Genomic DNA, 23,001 nt, shown 5'->3' with positions numbered 1-23,001 from the left:
TGCAGATGTCGCAATCCACACCTGGCCAGAAGGCCCTCACTCATTTCAAGATCACACCGCCGTGAACCCCGTCACCAACCTCCGTGGTCAGAACACCTAGCGCCGGTGGTCCGCCAGTTCCTCGGACGACGCGTCCCACTGGTGCGGGACCTGCGGGAGGGGCGACGGTGCGCCCGCGTTGTCCTGTTGGAGCGAGACCGTGCGGGTGGGGGCGGGGATCGAGATGCCCTCCGTGCGGTACCGCTGGTGCAGGCGCTTGATGAACTCGTGCTTGATCCGGTACTGGTCGCTGAACTCGCCGACGCCCAGGATCACCGTGAAGTTGATCCTGGAGTCCGCGAAGGTGTGGAAGCGGACGGCGCCCTCGTGGTCGGGCACGCCGCCGCTGATGTCGGCCATCACGCTGTCGACGACGTCGAGGGTGACCTTCTCCACGTGCTCCAGGTCGCTGTCGTAGCCGACCCCGACCTGGACCAGGATCGACAGCTTCTGCTCGGGCTGGGAGTAGTTCGTCATGTTCGTCCGTGCCAGGCGGCCGTTGGGGATGATCACCAGGTTGTTCGACAGGTTGCGCACCACGCTGTTGCGCCAGTTGATGTCGACGACGTACCCCTCCTCCCCGCTGGTCAGCCGGATGTAGTCACCGGGCTGGACGGTCTTCGAGGCGAGGATGTGCACGCCCGCGAAGAGGTTGGCGAGGGTGTCCTGCAACGCCAGCGCGACCGCGAGGCCGCCCACTCCGAGGGCGGTGACCAGCGGGGCGATGGACACCCCGAGGGTCTCCAGGGCGACGAGGACGCCCATCGACAGCACCACGATGCGGGTGATGTTGACGAAGATGGTCGCGGACGCCGCGACGCCCGTCCGGGAGGCGGCCACCGACTGCACCAGCCCGGCCACCACCCGGGCCGCGCTGAGCGTCGCGATGACGATGAGCACGGCCGTCAGCGACTTGTCGACCAGCCCCCCGATCCGGGCGGTGAGCGGCAGCGCCGAAGCGGCCACCGCGGCCCCGGCGACCACGGCCGCCCAGGGGACGACGGTGCGCAGGGCGTCGACGATGATGTCGTCGCCGCTCCACTTGGTCCGGCCCGCGTGCTTGCCCAGCCACTTCATCAGGGCCCGCAGCACCAGACCGGCCACGCAGCCGGAGGCCAGGGCGATGCCGGCCACCACCCAGTCGTGCAGGACCAGGTCCCGGGTCACCGTCACCGTCCCGCCTCCGCAGCGTGGAGGGCGAGGGAACGGGCCGCGGCCGGCCGCCGTATGTACTGTGTCGTCACCGTGTCGCCTGTCAGGTCGTGTGGTGCGCAGCCGCATTGGAGCGGATGTACGCATTCCGAACGGACTGCCATCCTGCCCCATGGCCCGGCCGCCGCCACAGCCGGACCCCGGCCTTCCGGTCGTCCGCGTCAGGCGTTCCGTGCGGTGATGCCCTGGGCGTAGTGGAAGAGGCCCGCCGGGTCGTAGCGGCGTTTGACCCGGGTGAGGCGGGTGTGGTTGGCGCCGTAGTAGGCGTGCTGCCAGTCGGGGAGGTCGGGGTCGGGGAAGTTGACGTAGGCGCTGTCGGTGTCGAGGCGGCGGCGCAGGGTGTGGTGGGCGGCACGGGTCTGGGCCAGCAGACGGTCCACCTGGTCGGACGGGGTACCGGGCTTCCAGTGGGTGCCGATGTCGATGACGTACGTCGCGTCGCGGTGCGGGTAGGCGGTTTCGTCGGCGCGGGGCCGGTCGCTGGTGCCGCCCATGGCGAAGAGGGTGACGTAGCCGGTCGCGCCGGAAGGACCGGGCCGCCAGGAGCGGGTCCACTCGACGACGTCCGCCACGGTGGCGGGGCTCAGCCACCGGTCGGGGACGAGCGACTTGGAGGCGTAGCAGTCCGGTGCTCCGGGGGTCTCCATGAGGTGGTCCTGGGCCGTCCAGAAGTCGCGTTCCTCGATGAACGCCTTGTCGGGGCGCAGTTCGAGGAGCGGGGCGAGGAGGCGGCGCAGGGTGTCCTCGGGGCCGAGGAGCTGGCCGAGGGTCCAGAGCGAGGTCCGGCCGTCGCCGGTGTTCCTGAAGCCGATGCGGGTGTCGAGGTCGCCGGTCGGGTCGGCCTCGAGGAGGCGCTGGAGGTGGTCGACGGCGGGTTGGGCGGCGGTGAGGGGGAAGGTCAGGTCGAAGACGGTGGCACGCTGCCGGTCGACCGGGACGGCGTCGAAGACGAAGGCGGTGTTGATGCCGAAGTTGCCGCCGGCGCCGCCGCGGCAGGCCCAGAACAGGTCGGGGTTCTCGTCGGCGGTGGCGCGGACCGGGGTGCCGTCGGCGAGGACGAGGCGGGTCTCGACGAGACTGTCGCAGGTCAGGCCCCACTTGCGGTCGTTGAAGCCGAGTCCGCCGCCGAGGGTCAGGCCGGCCACGCCGACGCCGGGGCAGCGCCCGCCGGGGAAGTACAGGCCGGCGGCGCGGGCGGCGTAGACGTCGGAGTTGGTGGCGCCGCCGCCGAGGTGCAGCCGCCTCCCGACCGGCGTGACCCGGTTCATCGCACGGAGGCTGACGACCAGGCCGGTGGTGGTCGAGTACCCGGCGTAGTTGTGGCCGCCGGAGCGCGGTGCCAGGGGCACGTCGTGGGCGGCGCACCAGCGGACGGCGACGCGCACGTCGTTCTCGGTGGCGCAGGCGAGCACCCCGGCCGGTCGGATCGCGGCGTAGCGCCGGTTGTCGGCGACGGCCTCCAGCGGGTAGTCGGGGTCGCCGGGCCGGTAGAGGCGGGCGGCCGGGCTGAGGCGGCGGCGCAGCTCCCGCCAGGCGGCGGGCCCGGGGTCCTGGCCGGGGGCGTGCGGGGCGGCGGCCGCGGGGGTGGGGGAACCCGGGGAGAACGCGAGACCGGCGGCGGCGACGGCGCCGGTGCGCAGGACGGATCGTCGATCGAGCGGCATGGGGCTCCCCGTTCTGCGCGGCGTCCGGCGGGCCCTTCCCGTGGCGCACAGTCAGAGGGTGGGGTCGCGCCGTGACATGAGCGGCAGTGACACTCCGTGGGCGAACGGGGTTCACGCGAACGCCCGCCGCAGGGTGGTCCGCGGCGACCGGTGGCGGGGCGCCCCGAACGGGAGTCCGTCTCAGAGGCGTCGGGGGCCGGCGCCGTCCTCGGCGAGCGCGTCGCCGGGGTTCAGCAGGGCACAGGCCTTCATCGAGAGGCAGCCGCAGCCGATGCAGCCCGTGAGTTCGGCCTCCAGCCGTTCGATGGTCTGCCGGCGCTCCTCCAGGCGGCGCTTCCAGCCGCGGGAGGCGCGCTGCCACTCGTCGTGGCTCGGCGGTCGGTCGAGCGGGACGTCGGCGAACGCCTCCCGGAGGTCCTGCAGCGGGATGCCGATCCGCTTCGCCACCGAGATCAGGGCGACCCGGCGCAGCATGTGCCGGGGGTAGCGGCGCTGGTTGCGCTCGTCGCGTTCGGACGCGATCAGGCCGAGCTCCTCGTAGAACCGCAGGGCGGACACCGCCGCGCCGGTCCGTGCGCCGACCTCGCCGATGGCCAGCCAGTCGTCCGGGGTGGCCCTGGTCCCACCGGGCTGTCGGGTCGTCATGCACCGCCTCCTGTTGACCTCAAGTTTACTTGAGGCCCTACGGTCGGCCGTGCCAGAACGGCGAGCAGCACCGACCCGGAGAGGACGGCAGCCCGATGACGTTTGTGATCGCCCTGCCCTGTGTGGACGTCAAGGACAAGGCGTGCCTGGACGAGTGCCCCATGGACTGCATCTACGAGGGGGAGCGGATGCTGTACGTCCACCCCGACGAGTGCACCGACTGCGGCGCCTGCGAGCCGGTCTGCCCGGTCGAGGCGATCTACTTCGAGGACGACACCCCGGAGCCGTGGCGGCAGTTCAACACGGCGAACGCCGAGTTCTTCACCGACCTCGGCTCCCCGGGCGGCAGCGCCGGGCTCGGCCCGATCGGGAAGGACCATCCGATGGTGGCGGCGCTGCCGGTCCAGGACACCGCCTGACCCGCAGGGGCGCTCGGGTGGTTGATTCAGCGCCCCTGGAGTCACCACCCGAGCGCCATGTGAAGACGGCCCCCAGGCCTCGCCGATGTCGACCAGCCAGGTGATGCCGAAGCGGTCGGTGCACATGCCGAAGACGTCGCCCCACATCTGCTTCTCCAGCGGGACGGCCACCGTGCGACCCTCGGGCAGCGCCGCCCAGTAGCCGCGCGGGGTCACCAGCATGCCGTGCATGATCCGGACGGCCGTCTCGCCGGTCTGGTCGGGGTTGAACCGGCCGAAGGTGTTCAGGTCCAGGTCGCCGCCGAAGACGCCCTGGTAGAACTCCATCGCCTGGCGGGCGTCGCCGTCGAAGCTGATGTAGGGGTGAGCCGGGATGCCATGAGGGGCACCTCTCCTGACGACGCGTCGGTCTGCCGCAGCGTAGGCGACCGTCCCGCCGTCGACGGGGAGGGCGCACCGGCCGTCGCCGCATCGGCCCGGACGGGGCCCGGCGGGCCGCGCGGCTACGGGGTGACCGTCCGTCCGTCCGTCCGCTCGAACGACGTCGCGACCAGCTCGGCGAGCACCGCACGGTCCACGTCGGCGAGCCGTTCGAGGGAGAGGCAGCCCTTGCCGGTGGTGTGCGGGCCGAGCCGGGCCGGCAGGCCGGCGTACGGCTCGAAGCCCCCGGCGACGTACGGCACCAGCGCCTGCCTGCGCGGGGCGGACGCGATCGGCGGCCACTCGCCGAGCGGCCGCTCGCGCAGCGGTAGCGGCAGCTGCCGAAGCCGACCATCGACCCGCCCCACATCTCGGCGGGTGCGCCCGTCGCCCCGGCGAGCAGGTCGCACGGCTGCTGCGCGTCGGCGCGCCGCCGTTCGTCGTCCACGCCCGCGAGGAACGCGGCGGGGTCGGCACCCGTCCGCACGGTCTCCGGCTCAGCCATCGCGGTCACCCGTCCCCCGGCATGCCCGCGGAGGGCGGGGGGCCCGTCGGGCGGCGACGCGCGGCGGCGTAGGCTGGCCCGCATGGCCGTGGTCGAGGTGGTGCAGCTCCTGGTGTCGCCGGCGCACCGGTACACCGGACGCCCGTCGGAGGGGCCGTCCCCGGCGCACCCGGACGAACTCGTCGGCAGCGCCGAGGTGCGGCAGGGCCTCGGCCTCGTCGGCGACCGCTACTACGCCCGCCCGGCCCACCGGGACGCCGCCGTCACGCTGATGGCCGCCGAGAACCTCCCGCTCGACATCCGGCCCGGCACGGACCTGCGGCACACCCGCCGCAACGTGCTGCTCCGCGGGGTCGACGTCGACGCGCTCCTGGGCCGGACGGTCTCGCTGGACTGCGGCACCGGGCCCGTCCTGCTGGCCGTCCGCCGCGCCGCCCGGCCCTGTGCGTGGATGGACGCCGTGATCGGCCCCGGCGCGCAGCGGGCCCTGCGCAACAGGGGCGGCGTCCGCTGCACCCCGCTGAGCGACGGCGTCCTCACGCTCGGACCGGCGGAGTTCCTCGTCCTGCCCGACTGAGGCCCGGCCGGAGGCCGGCAGCCGCCGTCACAGGTCCACCACCGTGCCGAGGCCGCGGGTGCGCGCGGCGCGGTGGACCACCGAGGCGGCCGCGACGTCCAGGGCGGCGTGGCCGGTGGACTTGAAGACGGTCAGCTCGTCGGGGGAGCGGCGCCCGGGTGCGGTGCCGTCGAGGACGGCACCCAGCAGGGTGAGGCGTTCGGCGGGGACGTCGCGGAGCTCGTGCGCGCCGGCCGGCGGGGGAGAGGCGGCGCCCGGCCACTCGACGAAGAGCGCGCCCTCCCGCACGGTGGCGGCGTCCAGCTCCGGCCCGCGCGAGCCGCCGACCGAGCTGACGTGGGCCCCGGGCGCCAGCTCCGCCCGCCGCAGGACGGGCTCGGACGCGTCCGTGCAGCAGAAGACCACGTCGGCACCGGCCAGCGCCTCCGCGACCGTGCAGGCCACCGCCCCCGGGAGCAGCTCCGCGGCCCGGCGGGCCCGGTCCGTGTCGCGGCCGCCGACCACCACCTCCGTCCGCGGGCCGAGCCCGGTCAGCAGGGCGAGTTGGGCGCGGGCCTGGGTGCCGGTGCCGAGCACCGCCACCCGCCGGGGCGTCGGCGCGGCGAGCGCCCGCATGCTCAGCGTCGCGCAGGCGGCCGTCCGGACGGCGGTCAGCGGCTCGGCGTCCATCAGGGCGAGCGGCCGGCCGTCCTGCTCGTCGAAGAGCGCCACCACCCCGCGGTGGCTGCCGCGGCCCGGTGCCGCCGGATCCGCGAAGACCGAGACCAGTTTGGCCGCCAGCCCCAGCCCCGGGACGTGGCCGGGCATGGCGCCGAGCAGCCCGGTGGGTGTCCGGGCGGCGATCCGCGGCGGCGCCGAAACCTCGTCCCGGGCGACGGCGACCAGCGCCCGGGCGACCGCCCCGATCACCTCGGCCGGGTCGAGCGCGGCGCGGGTCTGCGCCCGGTCGAGGACGAGCACCCCGCTCACCGGGCGCCTCCTTCGGTGTCCGGCGCCGCGGTGCCGGACCGGCCCGCGAGGACGTCCTCCAGGGAGCCGGCGGCGGCGAGCAGACGTTCCGTCAGGCCGTCCAGCGCGGGCCCGTCGAAGTCGGTGTCCAGGCCGACCGCGGTCAGCGCGCAGACCGGTGAGCCGTCCCGGGAGCGGACCACCCGGCTGATCGAGGCGACCGGCTTCTCGTTGCGCCCGCGCTCCAGCGCGACGCCGGTGCGCTCGACCCGGGCGAGGTCCGCGAGCAGGCCGTCCGCGCCGTCCAGCGGGTACCCGGCCTCCTCGGCGGGCCGCAGGTACGGGGCCCGCGCGTCGGCGGGCAGGGCGGCGACCAGCGCCAGCGGGCCGGCGAACCGGTGCACCGGCAGCGCCTCGCCGCGCAGGTGGGAGATCATCGCCAGCCGCTCCGGCCGCACCACGTCCACCACCCGCGCCCGGTCGCCCTCCAGCACCTGGAGGTTCACCATCAGGCCGGTGGTCCCGGACAGCCCCTCCAGGACGGGCCGGGCCAGCGCCGTCAGCGAGTGGTGCAGCGCCGCGGCCGAGACCTGCAGCGCGGCGGCGCCCGGCAGGTAGGTGTCGCCGACCCGCAGCACCCAGCCGCGCCGGACCAGGTCGAGCAGGATCCGGTAGGCCGTCGCCCGGTGCAGGTCGACCGACCGTGCGAGGTCGGCGAGCCGGGCGGGGCGGTCGGCACGGGCGACCGCCTCGACGAGATCGAGGGCCTTGTCGACCGCGGACCGGGGAGCCTGTGACATCCGACCTCTCCACCTTCGGGGGCCACTGGGATACAGTGACGCGAATGTTTCAGCAGACAATACACATGTTGCGCTTGATGCAACAGATGAGTGAGAGGTGACGGATGCCGGACGAGTCCCACGGCGCACCCACCCCCTACGCACCGCCCGCGCCCGGTGCCGTCACCGTGTACCGCGGAGCCACCGTCTTCGACGGGACGGACCGCCCGCCCCGCCGGGCCGCGATCGTGGTCGACGGCGAACGCATCCGGCACGTCGTCGACGAGACCGAGCTGCCGGCCGTGCTCCCGGACGGCGCCGAGACCGTCGACCTCGACGGCCGCCACGTCACCCCCGGCCTGATCGACGCCCACCAGCACCTCGCCACCCCGCCCGACCGGCCCCGCGCCGAGGCCGTGCTGCGCCGCCTGGTGCACAGCGGCGTCACCGCGATCCGCGACATGGCCGACGACGTCCGCCAGATCGGCGACCTCGCCCGCGCCACCCTGGTCGGCGAGATCCCCGGCCCCGACATCCACTACGCCGCCCTGATGGCCGGGCCCTCCTTCTTCGACGACGTCCGCACCCACCAGGTCACCCGCGGTGCCGTCGCCGGCCGGGTCCCCTGGATGCAGGCCGTCACCCCCGACACCGACCTGAGGATCGCCGTCGCCCTCGCCCGTGGCACCCACGCCTGCGCGATCAAGGTCTACGCCGACCTCGACGCCGCCACGGTCGCCGCGATCACCGCCGAGGCCAACCGCCAGTCCATCCCCGTCTGGGCACACGCCGCCGTCTTCCCGGCCGGCCCGCGCGAGGTCGTCGAGGCCGGCGTCGACACCGTCTCCCACGTCACCCTGCTCGCCCACGCCTGCGCCACCCGGCCCCTGACGACCTACCGCGACAAGCCGCCGATCGACTACGCCGGCCTCACCGCCGGCGACGACCCGGTGCTCGCCGAGCTGTTCGCCCTGATGCGCCGCACCGGCACCGTCCTCGACGCCACCGCCGCGCTCTGGGCCAGCGCGGAGATGACCGGCGGCGGACCCGAGGCCGCCGAACGCGCCCGGCAGAACAGCGACCTCGCCGCCGCACTCACCGCCCAGGCACACCGCGCGGGCGTCCCGATCGCCACCGGCACCGACTACGAGACCCCGCCGGACGACCCCTTCCCCGCCCTCCACGAGGAACTCGCCTTCCTCGTCGACCGCTGCGGCCTCACCCCCGAGGACGCGCTGCGCTCCGCCACCGCCGTCGGCGCCCGCAGCGCCGGTGCGCAGCAGCTGCGCGGCACCGTCGAGGCCGGCCGGCTCGCCGACTTCGCGGTCTTCGACGAGGACCCGCTGCAGGACGTCAAGCACCTGCGCACCGTGCACCTGACCGTCAAGCGGGGCCGCCGCCACGCCCGCGCCGACTTCGAGGCGGGCCGATGACCGACTCCCCGTTCCCGCCGGTCGTCAACGCGCTCGGCCAGCTGGACAACCCCAACGCGCCCCGGTCCGCCGAGGCCGCCGCCGAACTCAACCCGTCCAGCTCCCAGCTCACCGTGGACGCCCGCGCCCTGGCCGACGCCCACGCCTCCGGCCTGACCGCCGTCAACATCACCCTCGGCTACACCATGGGCGACCTCCCGCCCTACGAGCACACCCTGGAGGAGATCGACGTCTGGGACGCGATCGTCCGCGCCAACCCCGCCGACCTGCTCAAGGTCCGCACCGCCGCCGACCTCCACCGGGCCGCCCGGGAGCGGAGGATCGGCATCGTCTACGGCTTCCAGAACGCGGTCGCCGTCGGCGACGACCCCGACCGCGTCCGGGTGTTCGCCGACCGCGGCGTCCGCGTCGTCCAGCTGACGTACAACCAGGCCAACCGGCTCGGCGACGGCTCGATGGCGCCGGAGAACCGCGGACTCAGCCCGCTCGGCCACCGGGTCGTCGAGGCGCTCAACGACAGCCGGCTGATGGTCGACCTCTCGCACAGCGGCGAACGCACCTGCCTGGACGCCGCCCGGGCCTCCCGGCAGCCCGTCTCGATCAACCACACCGGCTGCCGCGCCCTGGTCGACCTGCCGCGCAACAAGACCGACGAGGAACTGCGGCTGGTCGCCGACCGCGGCGGCTTCGTCGGCATCTACTTCATGCCCTTCCTCAGCCCGACCGGTCACGCCACCGCCGCGGACGTCGTCGAGCACATCGCCCACGCCGTCGACGTCTGCGGCGAGGACGCCGTCGGCATCGGCACCGACGGCACGATCACCCCGATCGACGACCTCGACGCCTACCGGGCCGCCCTCGCCGAGCACGTCGAACTGCGACGCGCGAGCGGCGTCGGCGCGGCCGGCGAACGCGCCGACACCCTGCCGTTCGTCGAGGACCTCCGCGGCGTCGACCAGTTCCGCGACCTCGCCCGACTGCTCGAACGGCGCGGCTACCGCTCGGAGCGGATCGAGAAGATCCTCGGCCGCAACTTCGTCGACTACGCCGAACGCGTCTGGGCTCCGGCCTAGGACCGGGCAGCACCCCACGCGCCTCTGGGGCGTTGCTCGCCACGAGGCGCATGGTGGGCCCGGGACCGGGCACACAGTGGGTCATGTCGGACATACTGCCTGCTGTGGACCCCCGACCCGACCATCCCGTGGAGGCCGGCGCACCGCAGGCCGGCGACACCACCGAGAGCACCGTCACGGTGGTCGTCGCCGGCCTGTGCAACCTCGGCATCGCCGTGGCCAAGGCGCTCGCCGGCCTGGTCAGCGGCTCCGGCGCCATGCTCGCGGAGGCCGCGCACTCGCTCGCCGACACCGTCACCGAGGTGCTGCTCTTCCTCAGTCTCAAACGCAGCACCCGCCCCGCCGACGACACCCACCCCTTCGGGTACGGCCGGGAGCGGTACGTGTGGGCGCTGCTCGCCTCGTTCGCGACCTTCATCGGCGGCGCCGTCTTCTCGATCACCGACGGGGTCCGCACCCTGCTGCACGGCGAGGAAATCGGCAGCCCGACCGCCTCCTACGTCGTGCTGGCCGTCGCCTTCGTCCTCGAGTCGGTGTCGCTCTCCCGGACGGTCCGCCAGGTCCGCGGCGAGGCCGGCAGGCTCGGGGTGACCGGCCGCCGCTACCTGCGCGGCACCCCCGACACCGCCGTCAAGGCGGTCTTCCTGGAGGACGTGGCCGCGCTGATCGGCCTCCTGCTGGCCTTCGGCGGGGTCCTCGGCACCGAACGGACCGGCGACTCGGCGTGGGACGGCGTCGCCTCGCTGCTGATCGGGGCACTGCTGGCCTGGGTGGCGGTGGTGCTGGCCCGCGCCAACGGCTCGCTGCTGATCGGCCGGGCGCTGCCGCAGAGTGCGGAGGACAGGATCGCCGAGACGTTGCGCGGACAGCCGCAGGTGCGACAGGTGGTCGACCTGGTCACCCTGGTCAGCGGACCGCAGGACGTCCTGGTCGCGGCGAAGGTCGCCTTCGAGGAGCCCGCCACCGCACGGGACGTGGAACGCGCCTGCGAGGAGGCCGAGAAGGCGATCCGCGCCGCCCATCCGGCGGTCGCCCGGGTCTACCTCGACCCGACCCCGGGCCGTACCAAGGAGCTGTAGCGAGGGGGACGCAAGGGGCGCGGGGAACTGCGCGATCCGGGAATGGGCGTCACGACGGTACGGGCCGAGCCCGACCGTACGATGCCGCGCCCCGGACTGCGCAGTTCCCCGCGCCCCTGGGGGCTTGCCGGCTCTAGGCGGCAGCCTTGGTGCGGCGGTCGTCGGGGGAGGGGTCGAGGGTGTTGAGGGCCTGGAGGATGGCCTCCACGCTCTGCTTGGCGTCGCCGAAGAGCATGCTGCTGTTCTCGCGGAAGAACAGCGGGTTCTGCACGCCCGCGTAGCCGGACGCCATCGACCGCTTGAAGACGACCACGTGGCCCGCCTCCCACACCCGCAGCACCGGCATGCCCGCGATCGGGCTGGTCGGGTCCTCCGTCGCCGCCGGGTTGACGGTGTCGTTGGCGCCGATGACCAGGACGACCGACGTGTCGGTGAAGTCCTCGTTGATCTCGTCCATCTCCAGCACGATGTCGTACGGCACGCGGGCCTCGGCCAGCAGCACGTTCATGTGCCCTGGCAGGCGGCCCGCCACCGGGTGGACGCCGAAACGGACCTCGACGCCGCGCTCGCGCAGCACCCGGGTCAGCTCGGCGACCGGGTGCTGGGCCTGGGCGACGGCCATGCCGTAGCCCGGCGTGATGATCACCGAGTCGGCCTCGGCGAGCATCTGCGCGGTGTCCTGCGCGCTGCTCTCGCGGTGCTCGCCCTGCTCCGCGTCCTGCGCGGCGGGCGCCTCGATGCCGAAGCCGCCGGCGATGACGGAGATGAAGGACCGGTTCATCGCCTTGCACATGATGTACGACAGGTAGGCACCGGAGGAGCCGACCAGCGCGCCGGTGACGATCAGCAGGTTGTTGTTCAGCAGGAAGCCCGCCGCCGCCGCCGCCCAGCCCGAGTAGCTGTTCAGCATGGAGACCACCACGGGCATGTCGCCGCCGCCGATCGAGGCGACCAGGTGCCAGCCCAGCAGCAGCGCCAGCACCGTCACCGCGATCATCAGACCGAGGCTCGGGCTGATCGTGAACCACACCGTCAGCGCCGCGAACGCCACCAGCGCCGCCACGTTGAGCGCGTTCTTGCCCGGCAGCATCAGCGGGCTCGACTTGATCCGCGCCGACAGCTTCAGGTAGGCGACGATCGAGCCGGTGAAGGTGACCGCGCCGATGAAGATGCCGATGAACACCTCGGCGTGGTGGATGCGCAGCAGGTCCGAGCCGACCAGGGTCTGCGCGGCGCCGTGCCGCTCGACCTCCAGGTAGCTGTTCCAGCCGACCAGCACCGCGGCCAGGCCGACGAAGCTGTGCAGCACGGCGATGAGCTCGGGCATCTGGGTCATCTCGACCCGGCGGGCCCGCCACAGGCCGATCGCGCCGCCCGCGGCCATGGTGACCACGATCAGCGAGACCGCGCCCGCGGAGATGTCGTGCGCCGCGACCACCACGGTGGCCATGAGCGCGAGCGCCATGCCGGCGATGCCGTAGGCGACACCGGCCCGCGAGGTCCGGTGCTGGGAGAGCCCGGCGAGGCTGAGGATGAACAGCAGTGCGGCGACCAGGTCCGCGGCGTGGGCGGCCGTCGTGTACGTCATCGGTCATCGGCCCTTCGAGAACATGCCGAGCATCCGGCGGGTGACGGCGAATCCGCCGAAGATGTTGACGCTGGTCAGCAGGATCGCCACCGCGGACAGCACGGTGACCACCGCGTTCTCGCGCCCGATCTGCAGCAGCGCGCCGATCACGACGATGCCGGAGATCGCGTTGGTCACCGACATCAGCGGCGTGTGCAGGGCGTGGTGCACCTTGCCGATCACGTAGTAGCCGATCACCACGGCGAGCGTGAACACCGTGAAGTTCTCGGCCAGTTGGGCCGGGGCGAAGGCGACCAGCAGGAACATCGCGAGCATGCCCAGCCCGACCAGGCCGAGGCGCGCCCGCACCGAGAGGCCGGACGGCTTGGCGGCGACCGGCGCCGCGGGGGCGGCCGGTGCGGCGGCGGCCGGCGCCGCGGAGACCTGAACGGGCGGCGCCGGCCAGGTCAGTTCGCCCTCGCGGACGACCGTCACCGAGCGCTGGACGACGTCCTCGAAGTCCAGCGTCAGCCGGCCGTCCTTGCCGGGCGTGAGCAGCTTCAGCAGGTTGACCAGGTTGGTGCCGAACAGCTGCGAGGCCTGGGCCGGCAGCCGCGAGGCGAGGTCGGTGTAGCCGATCAGGGTGACCCCGTTGTCGGTGACCACCACCCGGCCGGCCACCGTGCCCTCGACGTTGCCGCCCTGCGCGGCCGCCATGTCGACGACCACGCTGCCCGGGCGCATCGCCGCGACGTCCTCGGCGGTGATCAGCCGCGGCGCCGGACGGCCCGGGATGAGCGCCGTGGTGATGATGATGTCCACGTCCGCGGCCTGCTCGTGGTAGAGCGCCGCGGCCGCCCGGTCGTAGTCCTCCGAGGTGGCCTTGGCGTAGCCGTCGGTGCTGCGCTCCTGCTCCACGTCGACCGCGAGGAACTCGCCGCCGAGCGAGCGGACCTGGTCGGCGACCTCGGGCCGCGGGTCGGTGGCCCGGACGACCGCGCCGAGGCTGCTGGCCGCGCCGATGGCGGCGAGGCCGGCCACACCGGCGCCGGCGACCAGCACCTTCGCCGGCGGCACCTTGCCGGCCGCGGTGACCTGGCCGGTGAAGAACCGGCCGAAGACGTGCGCGGCCTCGATGACCGCCCGGTAGCCGGCGATGTTCGCCATCGAGCTGAGCACGTCCATCGACTGCGCGCGCGAGATGCGCGGCACCGCGTCCAGGGCCAGTGCGGTCACCGGACGCTGCGCCAGCAGGTCGACGAGTTCCTTGTTCTGGTTGGGGCCGAGCAGGCCGACCAGGGTCGCGCCGTCGCTCAGCCGGGCGACCTCCTCGGCGGAGGGCGCGTTGACCTTCAGCACGACGTCCGCGTGCCAGGCCTCGCCGACCTGCGCACCCGCGTCGCGGTAGGCGTCGTCGGTGAACCCGGAGGCCGAACCGGCCCCGGACTCGACGACGACCTCGTAGCCCAGGGCCAGCAGCTGACGCACCGTGGCCGGTGTTGCCGCGACCCGGGTTTCCCCGGAGGCCGACTCCGCCACGACGCCCAGGCGCTGCGGTGGAGGGTTGGCCGGTTCGTGAGCAGACATGACACCTGTCTCCCTTGTCGGAGGCGCGGCCGGCGGCGGGTCTTCCGCGGTCGGCCGTTGCCAGGATTCTGCGATCTGGGGGAGCCCGCACCCCTGGTCGCAGGAACGTACACCCCTGCCACAGGCCGTGACGACGGCCCCTCCGGTGACCTTCCTCACGTGGACATCAGGCTCCGGAACAGCAAACACCGGCCCCGGCGGAGCGCCGGGACCGGTGTTCTGAGGTCGGGTCGGACACCGACCGTCGGTGCCGGCTACGCGAGATCGAACCGGTCCAGGTTCATCACCTTCACCCAGGCGGCGACGAAGTCGTCGACGAACTTCTGCTTCGCGTCGTCGCTCGCGTAGACCTCGGCGAGCGCCCGCAGTTCGGAGTTGGAACCGAAGACGAGGTCGGCGCGGGTGCCCGTCCAGCGGACGGCGCCGGTCGCGGCGTCCCGGCCCTCGAAGGTGTGCGCGTCCTCGGAGGTGGCCTGCCAGGTCGTGCCGAGGTCGAGCAGGTTGACGAAGAAGTCGTTGGTGAGCGAGCCCGGCGTCTTCGTCAGGACGCCGTGCGGCGAGTCCTGGTGGTTGGCGCCCAGCACCCGCAGACCGCCGACCAGCGCCGTCGTCTCGGGGGCGGTCAGGGTGAGCAGGTTCGCCCGGTCGAGCAGCAGGAACTCGGCAGGCAGCCGGTTGCCCTTCCCGTAGTAGTTGCGGAAGCCGTCGGCGGTCGGTTCGAGCGCGGCGAACGACTCGGTGTCGGTCTGCTCCTGCGAGGCGTCGGTGCGCCCCGGAGCGAACGGCACCTCGACGGCGAAGCCGGCCTTCTTCGCGGCCTGCTCGACGCCGACGCCGCCGGCGAGGACGATCAGGTCGGCGAGGGAGATCTGCGCGCCGCCCGGGCGGGCCTCGTTGAAGGACGTCCGGATGCCCTCCAGGGTGCGCAGCACCGGCGCCAGCCGGTCGGGGTCGTTCGCCTCCCAGCTGCGCTGCGGCTCCAGGCGGATCCGGGCGCCGTTGGCGCCGCCGCGCTTGTCGCTGCCGCGGAAGGAGGAGGCGGCCGCCCAGGCGGTGGAGACCAGCTGGCCGACCGTCAGGCCGGAGCCGGCGATGTCGTCCTTGAGCGCGGCGATCTCCGCGGCGCCGACCAGCGGGTGGGACACGGCGGGCACCGGGTCCTGCCAGAGCAGCACCTCGGAGGGCACCTCGGGGCCGAGGTAGCGCACCACCGGGCCCATGTCGCGGTGGGTGAGCTTGTACCAGGCGCGGGCGAAGGCGTCGGCGAAGGCCGCCGGATCCTCCAGGAAGCGGCGCGAGATGGGCTCGTAGACCGGGTCGAGGCGCAGCGAGAGGTCGGTGGTGAGCATCGTGGGGGCGTGCGTCTTCGACGGGTCGTGTGCGTCGGGGACGGTGCCCGCGCCGCCGCCGTCCTTCGGCTTCCACTGGTGGGCGCCGGCGGGGCTCTTGGTGAGCTCCCACTCGTAGCCGAAGAGGGTCTCGAAGAAGCTGTTGTCCCAGGTGACGGGGGTGGCCGTCCAGGCGCCCTCGAGGCCGCTGGTGATCGCGTCGCCGCCCTTGCCGGTGCCGTGGGTGCTGCGCCAGCCGAGGCCCTGCTGCTCCAGCGGGGCGTCCTCGGGGTCGGCGCCGACGCTGTCCGCCGGGCCGGCGCCGTGGGTCTTGCCGAAGGTGTGGCCGCCGGCGATCAGGGCGACGGTCTCCTCGTCGTTCATCGCCATCCGGCGGAACGTCTCGCGGATGTCGCGGGCCGCGGCGATCGGGTCCGGGGTGCCGTTAGGGCCCTCCGGGTTGACGTAGATGAGGCCCATCTGGACGGCGCCGAGCGGGTTCTCCAGGTTGCGGTCGCCGGTGTAGCGCTCGTCGCCGAGCCAGGTCTGCTCGGGACCCCAGTAGACGTCCTCCTCCGGCTCCCAGACGTCCTCGCGGCCGCCGCCGAAGCCGAAGGTCGTGAAGCCCATGTCCTCCAGGGCGACGTTGCCGGCCAGGATCATCAGGTCGGCCCAGGAGATCTTCTGGCCGTACTTCTTCTTGACCGGCCACAGCAGGCGGCGGGCCTTGTCGAGGTTGGCGTTGTCCGGCCAGCTGTTGAGCGGGGCGAAGCGCTGCTGGCCGGCGCCCGCGCCGCCGCGGCCGTCGCTGATCCGGTAGGTGCCGGCGCTGTGCCAGGCCATCCGGATCATGAACGGGCCGTAGTTGCCGTAGTCGGCCGGCCACCAGTCCTGCGAGGTGGTCAGCACCTCGGAGATGTCCCGCTTCACGGCGGCGAGGTCGAGCGAGGTGAAGGCCGCGGCGTAGTCGAAGGACCCACCGAGGGGGTTGGCCTCGGCGGGGTTCTTGGCAAGGATCCGCAGGTTCAGCCGGTTCGGCCACCACTGGCGGTTGCCGCCGCCCTGGGTCGGATGAGGGGCTCGCCCGTGCACCACCGGGCAGCCGCCGGTCCCCTCCGTCTTCGCGTCGGTGACGATTGCGTCAGGGTTCTCGGACATGTGAATCCTTCCAAGCTGGACGATCAGTTCCGAAGATGGGTCGGCCGGAAGAAGCGCGCGCACCCGGACCGGCGGGCCCGGGCACCGGGATCCCCTCCCGGGCGGGCGTCGGACCGGCCGCGCCCGCGGTCACCGGAGCCCTGCGGCCGGCGCGGGACGCATCCGTCCCCGTCGTCCGGCGGGCAGCCACGAGCAGCAACGTCAGGTCGTCCTCTTCCGTTCAGCAGTGCCGATTTCGACCCTACATTAGACCTTGTCTAAGTCAACGCCGACACAAAACTTCAGCCGATTCCAGCCACCTGGTACCCTCCCCCCATGAGTGACCTGTTGGAACGGCTCCGGAACCGCGGCTGGCGGCTGACCGCGCAGCGGCGGGTCGTCGCCCAGGTCCTGGACGGCGACCACATCCACTACACGGCCGACGAGATCCATGCCCGCGCGGTGGAAATGCTGCCCGAGATCAGCCGCGCCACGGTCTACAACACGCTGGGCGAGCTGGTCTCGCTCGGCGAGGTCATCGAGGTCAGCACCGACGGGCGGGCGAAGCGGTACGACCCCAACGCCCACCACGCCCACCAGCACCTCGTCTGCCAGTCCTGCGGCACCATCCGCGACGTCCACCCGACCGGGGACCCGCTGGCCTCGCTGCCCGACGGCGAGCGCTACGGCTTCACCCTCTCGGGGGTGGAAGTCACCTTCCGCGGTCTCTGCCCCAGCTGCGCCCAGGTGCAGTAGTCCCGGCGATTCCCGGCAGTAATTCACCCGATCGGGCGAGTCGGTGTCGGTCAGTGCCGGTCGGAGCCGGTTCACCCCAGCGGTTCACCCAGTGCCCAGCCCCCGGCGAGCAGGGCGTCCACGGCCGTCAGCGCCCGCTGCAGCCGCTCGACGCGGTCGCCCCGAAGCTCGATCCACGGCACCGCTCCGGCCGCCAGCACCTCGCGGAACCGGCCGGTCATCCACGGGCGCAGGTGCTCGCCGTCGCGCAGCCCGTCGTCGTCGAAGGCCACGCCGTCGTCCGAGGTCAGCAGGTACAGCGCGCGCGGCGGCATCCCCTCGGCGAGCCGGTGGACGGCCTCGGTGGCGCGGCCGCGGTAGCGCTCCTGCCAGACCGTGGTGGCCAGGGTGTCGGTGTCGCAGACCAGCACCGGCCCGCCGCAGCGGGCCGCGCGCTGCTCGGCCTCGTTCTGGCGGCGGCCGACCAGCTCGAAGTCGGCGTCCGTCCACTCCAGGTCGAACACGGTCGGCACCGGACTGCCGGGCCGGGCGCGGCCGCGCGCCACCGCGAGCTTCGCGGCCGTGAGCTCCCGCCCGTACTCGGGCACCCAGCGGGTCGCCGCGTGCGGACCGCCGCGGCCGCGGAGGGCGGCCGCCAGATCGCGGGAGAGCGTGGTGGTGCCGGTGGACTCCGCGCCGAGCACCACCACCCGGCGGGCGAACCAGGCCCGGACGGGCGGCTCCAGGTCGTCCCAGTGGCCGACCGGATCGGCCCGGACCTTGGTGCCGGACACGGCGAAGGTGTCCCGCGGCACGTCCAGCAGCACCGGTGCGGCGTCGAACCGCCGGGCGAGTTCGGTGCCGTACGGCTCCGAGCTGAACACCGCGTCCACCGGCGGCGCGGGCGGTGCCGCGGCCACCGCCTCGCGCATCAGCGCGACGTGCCCGGCCCAGACCTCGTCGCTCCCGTAGTCGACCGGCAGGTCGTCGGCGATCCCGGCGACGGCGACGTGCGGCTCGCCCGCCCAGTGCTCGCGCATCCAGGCGACCCGGTCGGCCAGCGGCACCGACTCGCACGCCGCCGCCATCACCACCACGGTGACCCGCTCGCAGGCGTCCGCCGCCGAACGGATCAGGAAGTGGTGGCCGGCGTGCGGCGGGTAGAACTTGCCGATCACCAGGCCGTGGGCGAACCGGCCGCCGTCGGTCGTGCCGCCGTCGGCCCCGGCGCCGCTCATGCCGGCACCCCCGTCGGGGCGGCCGGCCGGGCGACGGCGGTGAGCTCGCGGTGCCAGCTGCGCAGGCCCACCCCGCACAGGGCGAGGAAGAGCACGTACACCGCGGCGGTCAGCACCAGGTCCTTGGCCGCGTACAGCGGGATGTAGACCAGGTCGGCGGCGATCCAGAGGTACCAGTTCTCCACCTGCTTGGCGTTCAGCAGCCACTGGGCGGCGAGCGACAGGGCGGTGGTGAGGGCGTCCCAGAACGGCGCGCTGTCGCCGGCCCGGGTGAGCAGGGCGGTCAGCCCCCAGGTCGCCGGGACGAGCAGGGCCGCCAGCACCAGGAGCGTGGTCGGCGAGGCGTGGCCCATCGGCCGCCCGGTGTGCCGCTCGCCGCCGCGCAGCCAGCGGTACCAGCCGTGCGCGGCCAGCAGCAGGAAGACGATCTGCAGCGCGGCGTCGGCGTAGAGCCGGGCGCTCCAGAACAGCGCGAAGAAGAACAGGTTGTTGGCGATGCCCACCGGGAAGTTCCAGGAACTGGCCCTGACGCACAGCCAGACGCAGACCGCGCCGGTGGCGAAGCCCAGCAGTTCGGCCGTGGTGACGGCGTCGCGGCCGAGCAGGAAGAGTTGGTGGTTCAGCGGTGCGAGCAGGTCGGCCAGGGTGTCGGCGACGGACACGGGTTCCCCCTTCAGGAATAGCGTCAGGGTGACGATAAGGGGTGACCGGTCGATCCCGCAACGCCCTTCCGGCAGGTCGGGGGCGGGCCGGGGCCCCGACGCCGCTGCGCGCGGACCGTTCGCCCACCGCCCGGAGGATCCACCGACCCGCCGGAGGCGAGGCCGCCGACCGGACGCCGGGCCGGCCGACGCCGCGGTGGTGTGTCGCTGCCGGGCCCGGTGCGCCGCGGCACCGATACTCCGAAGCGATGCGGAGGAGAGGGCGCCGATGGAGTTCCTGGTCGACATGGTGACCACCGTCCCCGACGGCACGTCCGAGGAGGCCGTCGCCGACATGCGGGCACGGGAGGCCGTCCGGGCACGGGAACTCGCCGCCCTCGGACACCTGGTGCGGCTGTGGCGACCGCCGCTGGCACCGGGGGAGTGGCGCAGCTGGGGCCTGTTCGACGCACCCGACGCGGAGCAGCTGGAGCAGCTGCTCGCCTCCATGCCGCTGCGGGCCTGGCGCCGGGACACCGTCACCCCGCTCACCCCGCACCCCAACGACCCCGGCCCCGGGGCCGCCCGATGAACGGCGGACCCGGCGGCGAGCAGGACCTGCGCGGCGTCCTCGACCGGTGGAAGGCCGCCGTCGACGCCCACGCACCCGAGCGGGTCGCCGCCTGCTTCACCGAGGACGCGATCTTCCAGGGCCTGCACCCCTACACCGTCGGCCGCACCGGCATCGCCGACTACTACCGCGCGCAACCGCTCGGCATGACCGCCCACTACCGGATCCTGGAGACCCGCCGCCCCGCCGACGGCCTCCTCCTCGGCTGGCTCGCCGTCGACTTCGCCTTCGCCGACCGCCCCACCCTGAGCGTGCAGCTCGGCGTACTGCTCCGCCGGACGACCGACGGCTGGTCCATCGGCCACTACCAGGTGTCGCTGCTGCCCTGACGTCCCGCAGCCGCGACGGATGGGTGGCGGGCGGGGCCGGGCCGGGACAGATCTACCCATGGCCACGGGGCCGTTCTGCCCCTTGGGGGCCCGGGCGGCCGACGGAAGAATGGTGCGGCGGGGACGAGACATCCGAACCGAGGAACCCGCCATGAAGCACCTCTGCACCTTCGTTCCACCCCACGTCATCGAGCACATCGCCCGCGTCCAGGGCCGCGAGAGCCTGGCCCCCACACCCGCCCAGCGCACCGCCGTGGTGTCCGCCCAGTTCCGCAAGGCCCGCCGGCTGGGCACCCCGGACGTTCCCGCGGCCACCGTGCCCCCGGCGGCTCCGAAGATCACCGCCGTGGCCGGCGTGACCGTTCCCGCTCCCGGAACCGCAGGCCGGGAGATCTACGACGACCAGCACGAAGCCTCCTACAGCACCACCGTCATCCGCGGCGAGGGCGACCCCGCGGTGGCCGGCCTCAACGCCGACCTGGCCTACGACAACCTCGGCTCCGTCCGCGAGTTCTACAAGAAGCTGCTCGGCCGGAACTCCATCGACAACGCCGGACTGGACCTCGCCGCGCACGTCAACTTCGACAACGACTTCGCCAACGCCTTCTGGGACGGCGAGGCCCAGGTGATGGTCTTCGGCAACGGCGACAACGTCATCTTCAAGGACCTCACCGGCGACCTCGACGTCTCCGCGCACGAGCTCACCCACGGCGTCACCCAGTTCACCGCCGGCCTCAACTACACCGACGACCAGAGCGGCGCGCTCAACGAGTCGTTCAGCGACATGATCGGTTCCGCCGTCGACGCCTGGGCCAACAACCGGGACGCCGACAGCCACAACTGGCTCATCGGCGACGAGATCATGGCGGACAGCCTCGCCGGCGAGGCCCTGCGCAGCATGGCCGAACCCGGCTCCGCCTACGACAACCCGGTCATGGGTCGCGACCCGCAGCCCCGCGACATGAGCGGCTACTTTGAACCCGCCGACCCGCACCTGATGTCGGGCATCACCAACCGGTGGTTCTACCTGATCTGCAAGGAGATCGGGCTCGACGCGGGTACGCTGATCATGTACCAGACCCTGCAGAACCTCTGGCCGACCGCCGGATTCAACGACGCCGCCGTGGTGGCCGCCGCCCAGGCACGGATCCTGGCCGAGACCAAGAAGGTGCCGCCCGAGGCCGCGCAGGTGGTCCGCGCGGCCGCCCGCCAGCAGGGCTTCTGGTAGACCGCCGACCCGGGCGAAGGAGAACGACGTGGTGCGCGTGTCACTGGAGCGCAGCGGTGGCTTCACCGGCCTGCGCACCACCTCCTCGCTGGACACCGACGAACTGGCCGGGCCCGAGGCCGACGCCGCCCTCCAGGCCCTGGAGGCGGCCGGGCAGGCCCGGAAGGCGGCCGGCCCCACTGCGCCGGCCGCCCTCCCGCGCTACCGGTTCACCGTGCACGCGCCCGGCGGCGACCGGACGGTCGAGCTGACGGAACCCCAGGTCCCGCCCGCCCTGCGCCCGCTGATCGCCGAGTTCAAGCGACGGCAGCGCCCGGCCGGCCCGCCCGGCTGAGCCCGGTGGCCACCCCGGGGATCACCAGAAGCGCGGCTGGTGCGGCACGGACTCCAGGTCGGTGAGCACCAGCTCGCGGTCGTCGTCCTCGGCGATGTCCTCGGCGGCGGCCAGCGCCTGCTCCGTCCAGACCCGGGCCTGCGCGGCGTCCCCGGCCACCGCGTGGGCGCGGGCCAGGGCCTCGTAGGCGAAGGCGAGGTCCCAGTCGCCGATGCCGTGCTCGCGGCAGATCGCCAGGCTGCGGGCGGCGTGGTGGATCGCCGGCTCGCCACGGCCCAGCACGCTGTAGACCCGCGAGCACTGCCACTCGCCGCGGCTGAGGTTCACCGGCTGCCCGACCTCGCCCCAGTGGTGGCGGGAGGCGTGCGCCATGTGCAGCATCCGGTCGTCCTCCTCCACCGTGCGGTCCTCCTTCTCCAGCAGGCGCCACACGCCGTTGAACAGGTCGACGGCGAGTCGGCGCCCGCCGTCGTCGGGAGGGGTGGCGGCGGGCTGCGCTGCACTGTCGGTCATGGCTCGGGCGACTCCGTCCTGGAGGAGATGGTCGATGCGGTGGAGGTCGCCCCGGACACGGTCCAGGCGGGCCCGCAGCCGGAGCCGGTGCCCGGCCAGCACCCGGGCCGTCACGGACCCGTCGTCCGGATCGGCCAGGCACAGCCGCACCTGCTCCAGCGGAACGTCCACGGAGCGGAGCAGCCGGACGAGACGTGCCTGCGCGACCTGCCCGGCGCCGTAGTAGCGGTACCCCGTGCCGGGATCGACCACCTCAGGCCGCAGCAGGCCCACCCGGTCGTAGTGACGCAGGGCCTTCGCGGTCAGCCCGGCCCGACGGGCCAGCTGACCGACCGTGAGCAACTCCGGGCCGTCCACCATGCCCCGACCCTAGGACCTTCCCCCGGGGGAACCTCAAGCCGGCCGGAACCAGGATCCGGCGCACGCCGAGTCGGGCAGACCGGCCGCCGTGACGGGTGTGCAGGGCGGGCGGCCGCCGATCGTGACCAGGTTCGGCGCGGTGCCCACGGTGCCGGGGCCGCGGACGCGGGACGACGCCGGGCGCAGCGTGTTCGCCGAGGCCCGGCGGTGCGGGGTCAGCAGGGTCGGCGGGTCGCCGAAGCGGTCGTACACCTCGAGGTGGTCGAGGAAGGCGACGGCGGCCGCGTCGTCGCCGGAGATGCTGCGGTCGAGGAGGGCGACGGTCGCCGGTGCGGCCTCCACCGCGCGGAGGTGCCGCAGCAGGCCCCAGAGCGCCCAGTCCAGGTCGAGCAGGTCGCCGGCCGGCGGGTCCCACCGCGGATCGCCGTCGGGGGAGCCGGCCGCGTTCCGGCGGCACCGGTCGAGGTACGCGGGGCTCACCCTCGCCAGCTGCTGCGGCAGTGCCACGGGCCGGATTCTGTCGATCCACGGCCGCGGAGGCCACCCGGTTTTCCGCCCGCGGGGCGGCCGGAACGGGCCG

At 73.6% G+C, this 23,001-nt stretch carries 23 protein-coding genes and 1 pseudogene; 10 read left to right on the top strand and 14 right to left on the bottom strand.

Translation table 11 applies throughout. The features are described 5' to 3' along the window. Positions 1-96: 96 nt before the first annotated feature. The 3 genes from AB0O09_RS24850 to soxR form a co-directional block, all read right to left on the bottom strand. Entirely contained in the window at positions 97-1,206 is a 1,110-nt protein-coding gene (locus AB0O09_RS24850) for a mechanosensitive ion channel family protein (protein ID WP_363544540.1), read from the bottom strand. 206 nt (positions 1,207-1,412) lie between these two features. Continuing rightward, positions 1,413-2,915, bottom strand: a complete 1,503-nt coding sequence (locus AB0O09_RS24845) for an FAD-binding oxidoreductase (RefSeq protein ID WP_363544534.1) — start codon at positions 2,913-2,915, stop codon at positions 1,413-1,415. A gap of 180 nt (positions 2,916-3,095) precedes the next feature. After that, the gene (soxR, locus tag AB0O09_RS24840) at positions 3,096-3,560 is read right to left on the bottom strand and encodes a redox-sensitive transcriptional activator SoxR (RefSeq protein WP_363544532.1); all 465 of its coding nucleotides are present in this window, start codon (positions 3,558-3,560) and stop codon (positions 3,096-3,098) included. Between the two features lie 95 nt (positions 3,561-3,655). On the opposite strand from soxR, the gene fdxA reads away from it, so the two are divergent. Beyond that, positions 3,656-3,979 carry a ferredoxin gene (fdxA, locus tag AB0O09_RS24835; RefSeq protein WP_363544530.1) on the top strand — a complete coding sequence of 108 codons (324 nt, stop codon included), beginning with the start codon at positions 3,656-3,658 and terminating at the stop codon, positions 3,977-3,979. A 69-nt stretch (positions 3,980-4,048) separates the two neighbouring features. Here the strand turns inward: fdxA and AB0O09_RS24830 are convergent. Together AB0O09_RS24830 and AB0O09_RS24825 are read right to left on the bottom strand one after the other, a co-directional pair. After that, positions 4,049-4,306: pseudogene (locus AB0O09_RS24830) on the bottom strand (VOC family protein); the annotation flags it as partial. Between the two features lie 176 nt (positions 4,307-4,482). Continuing rightward, positions 4,483-4,767 (bottom strand): hypothetical protein, encoded by a 285-nt coding sequence (locus tag AB0O09_RS24825; protein WP_363544528.1) that lies wholly within the window; start codon positions 4,765-4,767, stop codon positions 4,483-4,485. A 219-nt stretch (positions 4,768-4,986) separates the two neighbouring features. On the opposite strand from AB0O09_RS24825, the gene AB0O09_RS24820 reads away from it, so the two are divergent. After that, positions 4,987-5,481: a molybdenum cofactor biosysynthesis protein gene (locus AB0O09_RS24820; RefSeq protein WP_363544527.1), complete on the top strand. Its 495-nt coding sequence runs from the start codon at positions 4,987-4,989 to the stop codon at positions 5,479-5,481. 27 nt (positions 5,482-5,508) lie between these two features. On the opposite strand, the gene AB0O09_RS24815 is transcribed toward AB0O09_RS24820, so the two are convergent. Together AB0O09_RS24815 and AB0O09_RS24810 are read right to left on the bottom strand one after the other, a co-directional pair. Next, positions 5,509-6,450, bottom strand: coding sequence for an NAD(P)-binding domain-containing protein (locus AB0O09_RS24815; protein ID WP_363544525.1), 942 nt, complete (start codon positions 6,448-6,450; stop codon positions 5,509-5,511). Beyond that, a complete protein-coding gene (locus AB0O09_RS24810) occupies positions 6,447-7,229 on the bottom strand; it encodes a helix-turn-helix domain-containing protein (protein ID WP_363544523.1) in 783 nt (260 codons plus the stop codon). The genes AB0O09_RS24815 and AB0O09_RS24810 overlap by 4 nt, the downstream gene beginning before the upstream one ends. Before the next feature lie 104 nt (positions 7,230-7,333). On the opposite strand from AB0O09_RS24810, the gene AB0O09_RS24805 reads away from it, so the two are divergent. The 3 genes from AB0O09_RS24805 (at position 7,334) to AB0O09_RS24795 (ending at position 10,793) form a co-directional block, all read left to right on the top strand. Continuing rightward, positions 7,334-8,641, top strand: coding sequence for an amidohydrolase family protein (locus tag AB0O09_RS24805; protein ID WP_363544521.1), 1,308 nt, complete (start codon positions 7,334-7,336; stop codon positions 8,639-8,641). Then, the gene (locus tag AB0O09_RS24800; protein WP_363544519.1) at positions 8,638-9,714 is read left to right on the top strand and encodes a membrane dipeptidase; all 1,077 of its coding nucleotides are present in this window, start codon (positions 8,638-8,640) and stop codon (positions 9,712-9,714) included. The genes AB0O09_RS24805 and AB0O09_RS24800 overlap by 4 nt, the downstream gene beginning before the upstream one ends. A 104-nt stretch (positions 9,715-9,818) precedes the next feature. Then, the gene (locus AB0O09_RS24795) at positions 9,819-10,793 is read left to right on the top strand and encodes a cation diffusion facilitator family transporter (protein ID WP_363544517.1); all 975 of its coding nucleotides are present in this window, start codon (positions 9,819-9,821) and stop codon (positions 10,791-10,793) included. Positions 10,794-10,926: 133 nt separating this feature from the next. Here the strand turns inward: AB0O09_RS24795 and pntB are convergent, their stop codons facing one another. The 3 genes from pntB to katG form a co-directional block, all read right to left on the bottom strand. Further along, positions 10,927-12,381, bottom strand: coding sequence for a Re/Si-specific NAD(P)(+) transhydrogenase subunit beta (pntB, locus tag AB0O09_RS24790; protein WP_363544515.1), 1,455 nt, complete (start codon positions 12,379-12,381; stop codon positions 10,927-10,929). 3 nt (positions 12,382-12,384) lie between these two features. Next, on the bottom strand, positions 12,385-13,947 hold the full coding sequence (locus AB0O09_RS24785; RefSeq protein WP_363544513.1) for a Re/Si-specific NAD(P)(+) transhydrogenase subunit alpha: 1,563 nt from the start codon (positions 13,945-13,947) through the stop codon (positions 12,385-12,387). 254 nt (positions 13,948-14,201) lie between these two features. Beyond that, entirely contained in the window at positions 14,202-16,433 is a 2,232-nt protein-coding gene (katG, locus tag AB0O09_RS24780) for a catalase/peroxidase HPI (protein WP_363544511.1), read from the bottom strand. A gap of 315 nt (positions 16,434-16,748) precedes the next feature. On the opposite strand from katG, the gene AB0O09_RS24775 reads away from it, so the two are divergent. Next, on the top strand, positions 16,749-17,168 hold the full coding sequence (locus tag AB0O09_RS24775; protein WP_344621744.1) for a Fur family transcriptional regulator: 420 nt from the start codon (positions 16,749-16,751) through the stop codon (positions 17,166-17,168). A gap of 71 nt (positions 17,169-17,239) precedes the next feature. On the opposite strand, the gene AB0O09_RS24770 is transcribed toward AB0O09_RS24775, so the two are convergent. Then, entirely contained in the window at positions 17,240-18,385 is a 1,146-nt protein-coding gene (locus AB0O09_RS24770) for an AAA family ATPase (RefSeq protein ID WP_363544509.1), read from the bottom strand. Continuing rightward, entirely contained in the window at positions 18,382-19,047 is a 666-nt protein-coding gene (gene pnuC / locus AB0O09_RS24765) for a nicotinamide riboside transporter PnuC (protein WP_363544507.1), read from the bottom strand. Before pnuC ends, AB0O09_RS24770 begins: the two co-directional genes overlap by 4 nt. 268 nt (positions 19,048-19,315) lie before the next feature. Between pnuC and AB0O09_RS24760 the strand changes: the two genes are divergently transcribed. The 4 genes from AB0O09_RS24760 (at position 19,316) to AB0O09_RS24745 (ending at position 21,548) form a co-directional block, all read left to right on the top strand. Then, a complete protein-coding gene (locus tag AB0O09_RS24760) occupies positions 19,316-19,618 on the top strand; it encodes a muconolactone Delta-isomerase family protein (RefSeq protein WP_344621747.1) in 303 nt (100 codons plus the stop codon). Then, positions 19,615-19,986: a nuclear transport factor 2 family protein gene (locus AB0O09_RS24755; RefSeq protein WP_363544505.1), complete on the top strand. Its 372-nt coding sequence runs from the start codon at positions 19,615-19,617 to the stop codon at positions 19,984-19,986. The genes AB0O09_RS24760 and AB0O09_RS24755 overlap by 4 nt, the downstream gene beginning before the upstream one ends. A 151-nt stretch (positions 19,987-20,137) precedes the next feature. After that, positions 20,138-21,214 carry a M4 family metallopeptidase gene (locus AB0O09_RS24750; RefSeq protein WP_363544503.1) on the top strand — a complete coding sequence of 359 codons (1,077 nt, stop codon included), beginning with the start codon at positions 20,138-20,140 and terminating at the stop codon, positions 21,212-21,214. Between the two features lie 28 nt (positions 21,215-21,242). Next, positions 21,243-21,548 carry a protealysin inhibitor emfourin gene (locus AB0O09_RS24745; RefSeq protein ID WP_363544501.1) on the top strand — a complete coding sequence of 102 codons (306 nt, stop codon included), beginning with the start codon at positions 21,243-21,245 and terminating at the stop codon, positions 21,546-21,548. A gap of 21 nt (positions 21,549-21,569) precedes the next feature. Here AB0O09_RS24745 and AB0O09_RS24740 read toward each other — a convergent pair whose 3' ends face one another. Both AB0O09_RS24740 and AB0O09_RS24735 read right to left on the bottom strand, forming a co-directional pair. Continuing rightward, entirely contained in the window at positions 21,570-22,421 is an 852-nt protein-coding gene (locus AB0O09_RS24740) for a MerR family transcriptional regulator (protein WP_363544499.1), read from the bottom strand. Positions 22,422-22,454: 33 nt separating this feature from the next. Further along, positions 22,455-22,928 (bottom strand): hypothetical protein, encoded by a 474-nt coding sequence (locus tag AB0O09_RS24735; RefSeq protein ID WP_363544497.1) that lies wholly within the window; start codon positions 22,926-22,928, stop codon positions 22,455-22,457. Positions 22,929-23,001 lie beyond the last annotated feature (73 nt).

This window comes from Kitasatospora sp. NPDC093679 (assembly GCF_040683455.1).
GTDB lineage: Bacteria > Actinomycetota > Actinomycetes > Streptomycetales > Streptomycetaceae > Kitasatospora > Kitasatospora arboriphila.
Note: the sequence above shows the minus strand (reverse complement) of the source record. Positions and strands in the feature narration are given on the sequence as shown.

Excerpts from the sequence above, each read along its gene's own strand:
- AB0O09_RS24845 (WP_363544534.1), bottom strand. The coding sequence starts at position 2,915 with ATGCCGCTCGATCGACGATCCGTCCTGCGCACCGGCGCCGTCGCCGCC.
- soxR (WP_363544532.1), bottom strand. The coding sequence starts at position 3,560 with ATGACGACCCGACAGCCCGGTGGGACCAGGGCCACCCCGGACGACTGG.
- fdxA (WP_363544530.1), top strand. The coding sequence starts at position 3,656 with ATGACGTTTGTGATCGCCCTGCCCTGTGTGGACGTCAAGGACAAGGCG.
- AB0O09_RS24820 (WP_363544527.1), top strand. The coding sequence starts at position 4,987 with ATGGCCGTGGTCGAGGTGGTGCAGCTCCTGGTGTCGCCGGCGCACCGG.
- AB0O09_RS24810 (WP_363544523.1), bottom strand. The coding sequence starts at position 7,229 with ATGTCACAGGCTCCCCGGTCCGCGGTCGACAAGGCCCTCGATCTCGTC.
- AB0O09_RS24805 (WP_363544521.1), top strand. The coding sequence starts at position 7,334 with ATGCCGGACGAGTCCCACGGCGCACCCACCCCCTACGCACCGCCCGCG.
- AB0O09_RS24800 (WP_363544519.1), top strand. The coding sequence starts at position 8,638 with ATGACCGACTCCCCGTTCCCGCCGGTCGTCAACGCGCTCGGCCAGCTG.
- pntB (WP_363544515.1), bottom strand. The coding sequence starts at position 12,381 with ATGACGTACACGACGGCCGCCCACGCCGCGGACCTGGTCGCCGCACTG.
- AB0O09_RS24785 (WP_363544513.1), bottom strand. The coding sequence starts at position 13,947 with ATGTCTGCTCACGAACCGGCCAACCCTCCACCGCAGCGCCTGGGCGTC.
- katG (WP_363544511.1), bottom strand. The coding sequence starts at position 16,433 with ATGTCCGAGAACCCTGACGCAATCGTCACCGACGCGAAGACGGAGGGG.
- AB0O09_RS24775 (WP_344621744.1), top strand. The coding sequence starts at position 16,749 with ATGAGTGACCTGTTGGAACGGCTCCGGAACCGCGGCTGGCGGCTGACC.
- AB0O09_RS24770 (WP_363544509.1), bottom strand. The coding sequence starts at position 18,385 with ATGAGCGGCGCCGGGGCCGACGGCGGCACGACCGACGGCGGCCGGTTC.
- AB0O09_RS24760 (WP_344621747.1), top strand. The coding sequence starts at position 19,316 with ATGGAGTTCCTGGTCGACATGGTGACCACCGTCCCCGACGGCACGTCC.
- AB0O09_RS24755 (WP_363544505.1), top strand. The coding sequence starts at position 19,615 with ATGAACGGCGGACCCGGCGGCGAGCAGGACCTGCGCGGCGTCCTCGAC.
- AB0O09_RS24750 (WP_363544503.1), top strand. The coding sequence starts at position 20,138 with ATGAAGCACCTCTGCACCTTCGTTCCACCCCACGTCATCGAGCACATC.
- AB0O09_RS24740 (WP_363544499.1), bottom strand. The coding sequence starts at position 22,421 with ATGGTGGACGGCCCGGAGTTGCTCACGGTCGGTCAGCTGGCCCGTCGG.